This window comes from Hydrogenophaga sp. (assembly GCF_050250835.1).
Classification (GTDB): domain Bacteria; phylum Pseudomonadota; class Gammaproteobacteria; order Burkholderiales; family Burkholderiaceae_C; genus Hydrogenophaga.
Map to the genome: position 1 here is coordinate 216,077 of NZ_JBFWNX010000003.1, position 11,327 is coordinate 227,403.

The window sequence follows — 11,327 nt, forward strand, 5'->3', positions numbered from 1 at the left end:
GCGCGGCGTCCTCAGAGCGACTTCACCGCCGCCAGCCGACGCAACACCTGCTGCACGATGTCGCCCTGCATGTCGCGGTACAGCATGGCCTCTTCCGCGTCCTTGGACAGCACCGCCGTCTCAGTGAAACTGATGTCGCGCTCCAGCAGCAGTTCGGTCTCGTCGATCAGGGTTTTCTCGGTGGCGGTGCGCAGGCGGAACACAAAGCGCGTGCGCAATTGCAGCTCGCGCACCTGGCCGGCCGCCGTCTGCCCCACCACTGCGCGTTCGCGCTGATCGGTCACCACGGTGAACACCACCTGCGCGGGCTGCGTCGGGGCTGCGGTGGCGGTGGTGAGCACCTGCAGGCCATTGGCCTGCAAGGCCTCGCGCAACTCGCGCGCCACGGCGGTGCCTTCGTTGCCTTGCAGACGGATCGTCTGGAAAGCAAAGGTGGGCGCCTTGCGAAGCGCGAAGCCACAGCCCGCCAGGCCCAGCGCAGCCAGGCCGGAGGCCAGCCCCCGCAGGACGCGGCGCCTTGGCAAGGGATCGAGGTGGATGGTGGTGTTCATGGACCGGGTTTCAGACGACGATGTTGACCAACCGCCCAGGCACCACGATCACCTTCTTGGGCGCGGCACCAGCGGCCTGCTTGGTGAAGGCCTCGCAAGCCAGCGCAGCGGCCTCGATGGCGGCCTTGTCGGCACCCGCCGGCACCGTCACACTGCCGCGCAGCTTGCCATTGACCTGCAACACCAGCTCGATCTCGTCGCGTTGCAGGGCCGCTTCGTCGGCCTGTGGCCAGGGGGCGTCGAGCAGCTCACCGCTGTAACCGAGCTCGCTCCACAGCGTGTGGGTGATGTGTGGCGTGGCGGGATAGAGCGCGCGCAACAGGATGCCGAAACCTTCGGCCTGCGCGGCGGTATCGCCCGCGCTGCCGTCGCCCTTGAAGTCTTCGAGCGCGTTGAGCATCTTCATGGCGCCCGAAACCACGGTGTTGTATTGCATGCGCTGGTAGTCGTAGTCCACCTGCTTGAACACGGTGTGCATCTCCAGGCGCAGTGCCTTGGCGGCCTTGGAAAGCGCCTGCCTCGACACCCCTGCAGCGAGCGCACCCAGGCCACCCGCGGCCGAGAGCTTCACGCCAAACGCCCAGACGCGGCGCAGGAAGCGGTAGCTACCTTCCACCGCAGCGTCGTTCCACTCCAGCGTGGCTTCTGGCGGCGCGGTGAACATGGTGTAGAGGCGTGCCGTGTCCGCGCCGTACTTCTCGATCAGGTCCTGCGGATCGACGCCGTTGTTCTTGGACTTGGACATGGTGCCCACGCCCTCGTAGTCGATCGGCGTGCCCACGGGCAGCTGGCCGTCGCCACTGGCGGCCGGGTTCTTCAGCTTCGCACCCACCACCTTGCCGGCCTCGTCCAGCACGTTCTCCACGTCGTGCGGCCAGAAGTAATCCTTGCCGCCCTTGGCGGTGCGTCGGCTGTAGATGTGGTTGAGCACCATGCCCTGCGTGAGCAGGTGGGTGAAGGGCTCGTCGATCTTCACCAGGTCGAGGTCGCGCATCACCTTGGTCCAGAACCGCGCGTAGAGCAGGTGGAGAATGGCGTGTTCGATGCCGCCGATGTACTGGTCCATCGGCATCCAGTAGTCGGCACCGCCGGCGACCATGCGCTCCTCGTTGACCGGGTCGCAGTAGCGCATGAAGTACCACGCCGAGTCGACGAAGGTGTCCATGGTGTCGGTTTCGCGCCGCGCCGCCTTGCCGCAGACGGGGCACACCGCGCCGGCGTGAAAACCCGCGTGGTGATTCAGCGGGTTGCCAGACCCATCGGGAATGCAGTCCTGCGGCAGTACCACCGGCAGGTCTTTTTCGGGCACCGGCACCGCGCCGTGTTCTTCGCAATGAATGATGGGGATGGGCGTGCCCCAGTAGCGCTGGCGGCTCACGCCCCAGTCGCGCAGGCGGAAGGTGGTTTTTTTCTCGCCCATGCCCTTGGCGGCCAGCAGCGCGGCCACCTTGTCCACAGCGGCCTTGTAGCCCAGGCCATCGAGCACGCCGGAGTTCACGCAGACGCCGCGCTGCTTGTCGCTGTACCAGTCCTGCCACTCAGTGGCCGAAAAAACCCCCGTTCGCCCTGAGCTCGGCCCGTCCTGAGCTTGTCGAAGGGTCGAAGGGTTCGCCAGGGCTTCGACCGGCTCAGCCCGAACGGGCATTTCTACGACCTGCTGAATCTTCAAGCCGTATTTGTTGGCAAACGCAAAGTCGCGCTCGTCGTGCGCAGGCACACCCATCACTGCGCCGTCGCCATAGCTCATCAGCACGTAGTTGCCCACCCACACGGCCACTTCATCACCCGTGAGCGGGTGCGTGACGGTCAGGCCCGTGGCCATGCCCTTCTTCTCCTGCGTGGCCAGCTCGGCCTCGGTGGTGCCACCGGTCTTGCACTCCTCGATGAAATCGGCCAGCGCCGGGTTGCTCGCGGCGGCGTGCGTGGCCAGAGGATGCTCGGGCGCCACGGCGCAAAAGGTCACGCCCATGATGGTGTCGGCACGCGTGGTGAAGACATACATCCGGCCGCCGCCGATTGGTGTGCCGCCTGCGTCCTGGATCGTGTGCGGAAAGGCGAAGCGCACGCCCTCGCTCTTGCCGATCCAGTTCTCCTGCATCAGACGCACCTTGTCGGGCCAGCCGTTGAGCGTGGCCTTGGGGTTGCCCATCTGCACGTGATCGAGCAGCTCTTCAGCGTAGGCGGTGATGTTGAGGTAATAGCCTGGAATTTCGCGCTTTTCCACCACGGCGCCGGTGCGCCAGCCCTTACCGTCGATCACCTGCTCGTTGGCCAGCACGGTCTGGTCCACCGGGTCCCAGTTGACGACCTGGGTCTTGCGGTAGGCAATGCCTTTCTCCAGCATCTTCAGGAACAGCCACTGGTTCCATTTGTAGTAATCGGGATTGCAGGTGGTGACCTCGCGGCTCCAGTCGATGGCCAGGCCCATGGCCTGCATCTGCTGCTTCATGTAAGCGATGTTGTCGTAGGTCCACTTCGCCGGCGGCACGCCGTTCTTGATGGCGGCGTTCTCGGCCGGCAGGCCGAAGGCGTCCCAGCCCATGGGCATGAGCACGTTGTGACCGGCCATGCGCAACTGGCGCGCCAGCATGTCGTTGATGGTGTAGTTGCGCACATGGCCCATGTGCAACTTCCCGCTGGGGTAAGGCAACATCGAGCAGGCGTAAAACTTCTTCTTGTCCGCGACTTCGCTCACGCGGTAGGCGTCGGTGGCTGTCCAGTGGGCGTGCGCGGCGCGCTCGACATCTTGGTGGGCGTACTTTTCTTGCATGAACCAGGGTCCGGACGGGCCGGGTACGGTATGTGGGGAGTCGGCGCGCGGCGGCGCAGGGAGATGCCGGATTTTAGGGCTTGGGCCGCTCGTGCCCCCGCCTGTCGCTTTCAGCGGCCGGGCGCAGGCGGGGCCTCGGCCACAAAGCCGATGCGCGAGAGCCCGGCCGACTGCGCCAGGCCAATGAGCTGCACCACCTGACCATAGGGCACGCTGGTGTCGGCGCGCAATTGCAGTTCGGTCGCCGGGTTGCGCCGGGCGGCTTCCTGCAATCGCGTGCGCAGGGCCTCCTGATTCACCGGCTGACCATCCCAGTGGACCTGGCCCCGGGCATCCACCTCGACAGCCACAAAGTCTTCATGGCCTGCGGGTACCACGCCCGGCACTTCCGCCCGCGGCAGGTCCAGCGCCAGGCGCCCTGCCATGAGGGGCGCTGCAATGATGAAGATGACCAGCAGCACCAGCATCACGTCAACGAGTGGCGTGACGTTGATCTCGCTCATGGGCTGGTGCCCGACCGGCTTTTCCAGCCCGCCGAAGCTCATGGGCGAGCCAACAGCAATTCGCGCAGATCGCGCGCGAAGCCTTCCAGATCGGCCTCGATGCGCGCGATCTGACGGCCCAGCACGTTGTAGGCGAGCACGGCTGGAATGGCCACTGCCAGGCCGGCGGCGGTCATCACCAGCGCCTCGCCCACGGGGCCGGACACCTGCTCGATGCGCCAGCGCCCGTCCTGGCCCATGCCGGTGAGCGCGTGGTAGATGCCCCAGACCGTGCCCAGCAAACCCACGAAGGGTGCGGTGGAGCCCACGGTGGCCAGCAGAACCTGACCGAACTGCAGGCGATGCAGCACGGCATGCAGGGCGCCGCGCAGCACCCGCGTGAGTTGTTGTGATCGGTCGGCCGCTGTGGCCAGCGTGAGGGGTGCGGCGGCGTCCAGGCCGCGAGCGGCCTGGACCAGCGGCAACACGATGCGCCGGGAATCGAAGCCAACCAGGCGGCGCTGGGCGTCGTCGAGGTCGCTGGCCTGCCAGAAAGTCGCCGTGCTCAGGCTCATGTCTTTGGCGGCGCGCCGCAACAGCCAGCCCTTCCAGAGAATCACCACCCAGCTGGACACCGACATGGCCAACAGCAGCAGCGCGACCACGCGGCCAAGCCCGTCCGCCTGGGCCAGCGTCTGCAGGAGCCCCTGGCCCGCGCTGTCGGTCATTTCAGGTTGAGCACGTCGAACATGTCGTACAGCCCGGCCGGCTTGCCGGCCAGGAAGCGCACCGCGCGCAGGCTGCCCTGCGCATAGGTGGCGCGGCTGCTCGACTTGTGCGTGATCTCGATGCGCTCGCCGGTACCGGCAAACAGCACGGTGTGGTCGCCCACGATGTCGCCGCCCCGGATGGTGGCAAAACCAATGCTGGAGGGGTCGCGCTCGCCGGTGACGCCTTCGCGCGCATAGACCGCGCAGTCCTTGAGGTCGCGGCCCAGGGCGTCGGCGATCACCTCGCCCATCTTGAGCGCGGTGCCACTGGGCGCGTCCACCTTGTGGCGGTGGTGGGCTTCGATGATCTCGATGTCGTAGCCGGTGGACATGGCCTTGGCCGCCATCTCCAGCAGTTTGAGCGTGACGTTGACGCCCACACTCATGTTGGGCGCCATGACGATGGGGATCTGTTTCGCAATCTGCGCGATCTCGGCCTTCTGTTCTTCAGAGAACCCCGTGGTGCCGATCACCACCGCCACGCCGTGCTTCACGCATTCGCGCAGGTGCGCCAGGGTGCCTTCGGGGCGGGTGAAGTCAATCAGGAACTGGCTGCCCGAGAGACCTTGAGCAAGATCGGCGGTGATGGTCACGCCGCTGGCCTGTCCCGCGAAGGCACCGGCGTCCTGGCCAATGGCTGGGCTGGCAGCGATGTCGAGCGCGCCCGAGAGCACGCAGTCGCCGCTGGCACGGACCGCCTCGACCAGTATCTGGCCCATGCGCCCGCTGGCGCCGGCCACACAGACTTGCAACGGCCCGCTCATCGCGCCGACCCCGCGCCCTCCAGGGGCGGGTAGCTGGCGTCGGCCGGCGCGCTGGGCGGTGTCTTCACCGGGGTGACGGGGTTGCGCTCGTGAAAAGCCTTGAGCTGCTCGGGCGTGGCCTCCAGCTGCGGCACTTTGCCTGGCTTGCGGCGCGAGTCCAGCGACGCCACGAACTCGGCCTCGCTGGGCAACTCGTCGGCTTCGACGCGATCCAGCACGTCGCCCTTGAAGAAGGCAGTGACTTTGCGGCTCTGCGGCTCCTGCCCCTGGCGCTTGTAGGTGAACACGTAGTCCCAGCGCTCGGCGTGGAAGACGCTGGTGAGCAGCGGCGAGCCCAGCACGTCGCGCACCTGGAGGCGCGTCATGCCCGGCTTGAGCAACTGCGACTGTTCGCGCGTGACCACATTGCCTTGCAGGATGTCGATCTTGTAGGGCGTGACCAGACTGGTCAGGCCAAAGGTGCCGTCACCGTAACCCGAGCAGGCCCCAAGGCCCACCAGCGCCACCGCGCAGACGAGGACCCGCAACGGGCGGGAGCGATTCAGGGCAGCGATGCCGTGATGACCGGATGGGTGCATGTGAACTGACCTTGTGAGCGCGGCGCTCCGCACGCGAACCGACGGAAATTGCGGCGTGCGCAGGGCGCTGGCGATATGATCCGGTCATTGTAGTCCCGGGTCCCTCATGCCCTGGATCAGCCCCTTCAACCGCTCGCCGTTCCCTGCCATGACCAACATCGAAGAACTCAAGAGCACGGGGCTCAAGGCCACGCTGCCCCGGCTGAAGATACTTGAGGTGTTCCAGAACGCGAAGCAACGCCACATGACGGCCGAAGACGTGTTTCGCGTGCTGCTGGAAGAGCGCTCCGACATCGGCCTGGCCACGGTCTACCGTGTGCTGATGCAGTTCGAGCAGGCCGGCTTGCTCACGCGCAGCAATTTCGAATCGGGCAAGGCGGTCTACGAACTCAACGAGGGGCAGCACCACGACCATCTGGTTTGCCTGGACTGCGGTCGCGTGGAGGAGTTCTACGACGCCGAGATCGAGAAACGCCAGCAGATGGTGGCCAAGACACGCGGCTTTGCCCTGCAGGAGCACGCCCTCTCGCTTTACGCCAACTGCACCAAGACCGATTGCCCTCATAAAGGGCATTCGCACAGAGGCTGAGCCATTCAGAACGCAGGCGGCGCGGGGGCGCTCCTTCATTCGCCGCGCGACATGGCCGCGCGGTGGCGCGAGACGAACTCCTGGTAGGTGTCGATGCCGCGCAATTGCAGGATGGTGTTTCGCACGGCTGCTTCCACCAGCACGGCGATGTTGCGCCCAGCCACCACCTGAATCACCGCCTTTCGCACCGGCACCCCCAGCACGTCCTGGTACAGCGGCTCGTGGGGCATGCGCTCGTAGTCGCGTTCCATGGTCTCGCGCCGCACCAGATGCACGATCAGCGAGAGCCGCATCTTGCGCCTCACCGCCGTCTCGCCAAAGATGGCCTTGATGTCGAGCAGGCCGATGCCGCGAACCTCCAGCAGGTTCTGCAGCAGCTCGGGGCAGCGGCCCTCGATGCTGGTCTGATTGATGCGGTAGAGATCCACCGCGTCGTCGGCCACCAGGCCATGGCCCCGCGAAATGAGCTCCAGACCCAGTTCGCTCTTGCCCAGACCCGACTCGCCGGTGATCAGCACCCCCATGCCCAGGATGTCCATGAACACGCCGTGCATGGAAGCCCGGTCGGCGAAATGCCGCGAGAGGTAGGCGCGCAGCACGTCGATGACGAAAGCCGCCGACTCGTGTGTGGCGAACATCGGGATCTGGGCGCGCTCGCACATCGCGGTGAGCGCATCGGGAGCGGTCTGGCCATCGGCCACGACCAACACCGGCGGCTCCAATGTGACGATGCGAGCCACGCGGCGGCGGTTGTCGTCCTCGCTCGGGCTCGTGAGGTACGCCACCTCGCGCTCGCCAAACACCTGGACGCGGTAGGGATGGATGTAGTTGAGATAACCGACCAGATCGGCGCCTGAACGAGCCGCCCGGATCGCGACCTCGTCAAAGCGACGCTCGGAAGCGCCCAGGCCGGCAATCCACTGCCACTTCAGGGCATCCCGATGGTCCTCGAACAGGACATCGGCACTGACGACGGTGGGTTTCAAAAGTCGTTACTCCACAAAGTGGAAAGGATTCAAGCGATCCGCCGCCGGGCCACTCCGAGGTGGATCAGCCTCCTTGGAAGGGAGGCGACCCGCGCGGCTGTGAAGCGTGGGGGTCAACCGTCTCAGGCGGCGGCGTGGGCCGATTGCCAGGAGGTGATCAGACCATGAAGCAGGGCTGCGTCACTGGAGCCCTTCATCCGCTCGCGCAGCGCGCTGTCGCTGAGAAGTTCGGCGATCTCGGAAAGGATTTCCAGGTGCTTCTGCGTGGCCGCCTCGGGCACCAGCAGGAAGATCATGAGCTGGACGGGCTGTTCGTCTGGCGCGTCAAAGCCGATCGGATTGGAAAGCTGAAACACAGCCGCCAGCGGCTGTTTGAGGCCTTTGATGCGGCCGTGAGGAATGGCCACACCGTGTCCCAGTCCCGTGGAGCCCAGGCGCTCGCGGGCAAACAGGCTGTCGGTGATGAGGGCGCGGTTGAGTCCGTGAAGGGTTTCAAAGAGCAGCCCCGCTTCTTCAAAGGCGCGTTTCTTGCTGGTCGCATCCACGCTGACGAGCACTTGCGGAGCGGGCAGGATGGCGGAGAGTCGGTTCATGTGAGCCCTTTCGGACCGCAAATTATGCCGAGTTGGGCCATCTTGAATAGACCGAGGGCACAAAAAAGCCGCTTGACAATTCAAGCGGCTTGTTGCATCGCAACATACATCACGGCCCGTTCCAAAGGAGCCGTGAAATGCTTCACATGACGCGTTTGACGGTTTCGTGGTGGTGATCCTGAGCCTTGCTCTTGTATCGAAGCACCTGACGGTCCATCTTGTCGGCCAGATCGTCGAGGGCGGCATACAGGTCGGCGTGGGCACTGGCAGCGAACAGGTCGCGCCCCTTGACGTGGATGTTGCACTCGGCCTTCTGTCGTTGGTCTTTCTCCTTGAGGTTGTCCACTGTCAGCAGCACCTTGATGTCGACCACCTGGTCGAAGTGCCGGGAGATGCGTGCGAGCTTGTCGGTGACGTAACCGCGCAGGGCAGGGGTGACCTCGAGGTGGTGACCGCTGATCGTCAGATTCATACTTGAGCCTCCATTTGCTCCGGGTTGACACAAGCCGCCGGGGGCAAGACCCCCTGCGGCCACGGGGATGTCTTGAACCCACTATGCCCATGAAAGGCGCTCGGCGCAAGCCGATATCCCAACAAAGAATGTAATAAAGGGGCTTTCATACCCCCAGGGGGAGGTGGCGCACATCTCTCCGTCTGCGCGCCCGCGCCACCCGGTGGCGCCGGGGAGCAGAAGCTGGCGTTCGCGGCAGAAAGGGCGGGTGGGATGTGTCATGATTTTGGGCAATTCGTCCATGCATAGGCAGCCCACTGCGGGCGATCCCGGAAGGCCATTCCCTTGTCGCTCGACACCCTGATCACCCACAACACCCTGCTGCCCGCCACACCCGACGCCCAACCCGACGCCTGCGCGCTGGTACTGATGGGCGGCGGAGCGCGCACCGCCTACCAGGCTGGCGTGCTCAAGGCAATCGCCGCGATGCTGGCCGCTCGCCTGCCCGCCAGGGCCGTGCCGGCCCCGCCGCCGCCGCCTTTTCCTTTCCAGTGGCTGTTTGGCACCTCGGCCGGCGCGCTCAACGCCAGCTACCTGGCCAGTCAGGCGGTGCACGGTCTTGAGGCGCTGCCGCGCCTGGCCACGTTCTGGAGCGCGCTGCGATCGGAGCGGGTGTACCGCCTTGAAGCCCCGGGCTGGGTGCGCGCCAACCGCATCGTGGCCGGACTGACACTGGCGCGCCAGGTACGCCGCCACCGCGCGCTGCTCGACACGCTGCCGCTGGTGGACACGCTGCACCGCGCCATCGACCTGGAGGCGCTGGAGCGAGCCCTGACGCAGCGCATCATCCATGTGCTGGGCGTCACCGCATCGAGCTACACCACCGGCGAACACTGGACCTTCTGCCAGACCCGCCCCAACCATCCGATGCAACCCTGGCACCGCCCGGGTCGCCGCGCCGATTTCCAGCCCATCACCATCGAGCACCTGATGGCATCGAGCGCCATACCTTTTCTGTTTCCCGCCGTACCGCTCTGGGTGGACGGGCACAAGGAGCATTTCGGCGATGGCTCGATGCGCCAGCTCTCCCCGCTGTCCCCGGCGATTCAGTTTGGCGCACGCCGCGTGTTGGTGATCGGGGTGGGCCAGCCCCAGCGCGCGGGCATGGCCGCGCGCAGCACGGGCGAACCCACGGCCGGCACCATCGCCGGACATGCCATGGCCAGCGTGTTTCACGACACGCTGCAAGCGGACGTGGAACAGACCCAGCGCGTGAGCCAGACGCTGGCGCAGCTGCCTCCAGCGCTGGCGGCCGCACTGCCCTACCGGCCGGTGGACGTGATGTCCATCCAGCCCAGCTTCTCCCTGGACGAACTGGCCCACAAACACATGCGCGAGCTGCCAGCACCCACGCGCAACACCCTGGCTGGCCTGGGCGCACTGGACACGAAACGCAGCGCGGCCGGCAGCGCGGCGGCTCTGGCGAGCTATCTGCTGTTCGAGCCCGGTTTCGTGAACGCCCTGATCGAGCTGGGCGAACACGACGCCTGGCGCAAAAAGGACGACCTGATGAACTTCTTTGGGACGCCCGCGGCGTTCGGTCCGCAGGGCACGGTGCCATAATCCGCCCTGTCCTTCACTTGGAGCACCTCATGGAAAGCACGCCACCCAGTTGTGTGCTTTCAGCTGTCCCCGCGATCGTCTGACCGCTGCGCGCCGCGTGGCACCTGGGTCGGGCGGCCGGCCGGCTGAAAGCACCGCCCGCAGCACCCTTCGTCAGATCACCCACCGCCGGGAGCGCGACCATGCTCAACGTATTCACCCTGGCCAACGGCCGCCTGTTCCAGGAAGAAATCGAATCGCTCGAAGAACTCGCGCGATTCAAGCCCATCTGGGTCGACCTGGAAGACCCCACCCCCGAAGAGCGCCGCTGGGTCAAGCAGCATTTCGGGCTGTCCATCCCGGAAGACGCGATGGACGAGGACATCGAGGAGTCCGCACGATTCTTCGAGGAAGACAACGGCGAACTGCACGTTCGATCGGACTTCCTGATTGACGACGATGAGGACCCGCGTGCGGTTCGCGTGGCCTTCATCCTCAACGAGCACAACGACACCCTGAAGAGCAAGGGCGTGCTGTTCTCCATCCACGACGAAGACGTGCCGGTATTCCGGCTGCTGCGCATGCGCGCACGCCGCATGCCCGGGCTGATCGAAGACGCCAAGGACGTTCTGCTCATGCTGTTCGACGCCGACGCCGAGTACTGCGCCGACACGCTGGAAGACATCTACGACGAGATCGAGACCGTGAGCAAGAAGGTGCTCAACAGCAACGCTTCGGACAATCTGCTGAGCGAGGCGCTGTCGGCAATCGCGCGGCACGAGGACATGTCGGGCCGCATTCGCCGCAACGTCATGGACACACGACGCGCGGTCAGCTTCATGATGCGCAGCCGCCTGCTGAGCGCCGAGCAGTTCGAAGACGCACGCCAGATCCTGCGCGACCTCGACTCCCTCGACAGCCACACCGCTTTCCTGTTCGACAAGATCAACTTCCTGATGGACGCCACGGTCGGTTTCATCAACATCAACCAGAACAAGATCATCAAGATCTTCTCGGTGGCCAGCGTCTCGCTGCTGCCGCCCACGCTGGTGGCCAGCAGCTATGGCATGAACTTCGCGTTCATGCCCGAACTGCAATGGCACTACGGATACCCGCTGGCGCTGGTGCTGATGGTGCTTTCTGCCGTCGTACCGATGCTCTACTTCCGCAAGCGCGGATGGTTGAGGTAAC

Annotated in this window: 12 protein-coding genes; 3 read left to right on the plus strand and 9 right to left on the minus strand. The window is 65.5% G+C overall.

Annotated features, from left to right (window positions below; translation table 11 throughout):
• Positions 1-11 precede the first annotated feature (11 nt).
• From lptE to AB7F11_RS06130, 6 genes are all read right to left on the minus strand, one after another.
• A complete protein-coding gene (lptE, locus tag AB7F11_RS06105) occupies positions 12-551 on the minus strand; it encodes an LPS assembly lipoprotein LptE (RefSeq protein WP_428291329.1) in 540 nt (179 codons plus the stop codon).
• A 10-nt stretch (positions 552-561) separates the two neighbouring features.
• Positions 562-3,321, minus strand: coding sequence for a leucine--tRNA ligase (gene leuS / locus AB7F11_RS06110; RefSeq protein ID WP_428299898.1), 2,760 nt, complete (start codon positions 3,319-3,321; stop codon positions 562-564).
• Positions 3,322-3,431: 110 nt separating this feature from the next.
• The gene (locus tag AB7F11_RS06115; RefSeq protein WP_428291060.1) at positions 3,432-3,866 is read right to left on the minus strand and encodes an ExbD/TolR family protein; all 435 of its coding nucleotides are present in this window, start codon (positions 3,864-3,866) and stop codon (positions 3,432-3,434) included.
• Positions 3,863-4,531 carry a MotA/TolQ/ExbB proton channel family protein gene (locus tag AB7F11_RS06120; RefSeq protein ID WP_428299897.1) on the minus strand — a complete coding sequence of 223 codons (669 nt, stop codon included), beginning with the start codon at positions 4,529-4,531 and terminating at the stop codon, positions 3,863-3,865. Before AB7F11_RS06120 ends, AB7F11_RS06115 begins: the two co-directional genes overlap by 4 nt.
• A complete protein-coding gene (gene dapB, locus AB7F11_RS06125) occupies positions 4,528-5,337 on the minus strand; it encodes a 4-hydroxy-tetrahydrodipicolinate reductase (protein ID WP_428291058.1) in 810 nt (269 codons plus the stop codon). The genes AB7F11_RS06120 and dapB overlap by 4 nt, the downstream gene beginning before the upstream one ends.
• Positions 5,334-5,915, minus strand: coding sequence for an outer membrane protein assembly factor BamE (locus AB7F11_RS06130; protein WP_428291057.1), 582 nt, complete (start codon positions 5,913-5,915; stop codon positions 5,334-5,336). Before AB7F11_RS06130 ends, dapB begins: the two co-directional genes overlap by 4 nt.
• Before the next feature lie 148 nt (positions 5,916-6,063).
• Here AB7F11_RS06130 and fur point away from each other — a divergent pair, with 148 nt between their 5' ends.
• A complete protein-coding gene (gene fur, locus AB7F11_RS06135) occupies positions 6,064-6,504 on the plus strand; it encodes a ferric iron uptake transcriptional regulator (RefSeq protein WP_428291063.1) in 441 nt (146 codons plus the stop codon).
• Positions 6,505-6,539: 35 nt separating this feature from the next.
• On the opposite strand, the gene hprK is transcribed toward fur, so the two are convergent.
• The 3 genes from hprK to hpf form a co-directional block, all read right to left on the minus strand.
• Complete coding sequence (hprK, locus tag AB7F11_RS06140; protein WP_428291056.1) at positions 6,540-7,490, minus strand: HPr(Ser) kinase/phosphatase; 951 nt, start codon at positions 7,488-7,490, stop codon at positions 6,540-6,542.
• Between the two features lie 122 nt (positions 7,491-7,612).
• Complete coding sequence (locus AB7F11_RS06145; RefSeq protein ID WP_428291055.1) at positions 7,613-8,083, minus strand: PTS sugar transporter subunit IIA; 471 nt, start codon at positions 8,081-8,083, stop codon at positions 7,613-7,615.
• Between the two features lie 142 nt (positions 8,084-8,225).
• Complete coding sequence (gene hpf / locus AB7F11_RS06150; RefSeq protein ID WP_428291054.1) at positions 8,226-8,555, minus strand: ribosome hibernation-promoting factor, HPF/YfiA family; 330 nt, start codon at positions 8,553-8,555, stop codon at positions 8,226-8,228.
• Positions 8,556-8,879: 324 nt separating this feature from the next.
• Here hpf and AB7F11_RS06155 point away from each other — a divergent pair, with 324 nt between their 5' ends.
• Together AB7F11_RS06155 and corA are read left to right on the plus strand one after the other, a co-directional pair.
• Positions 8,880-10,157, plus strand: a complete 1,278-nt coding sequence (locus AB7F11_RS06155; protein ID WP_428291053.1) for a patatin-like phospholipase family protein — start codon at positions 8,880-8,882, stop codon at positions 10,155-10,157.
• Between the two features lie 182 nt (positions 10,158-10,339).
• On the plus strand, positions 10,340-11,326 hold the full coding sequence (gene corA, locus AB7F11_RS06160) for a magnesium/cobalt transporter CorA (protein WP_428291052.1): 987 nt from the start codon (positions 10,340-10,342) through the stop codon (positions 11,324-11,326).
• Position 11,327 lies beyond the last annotated feature (1 nt).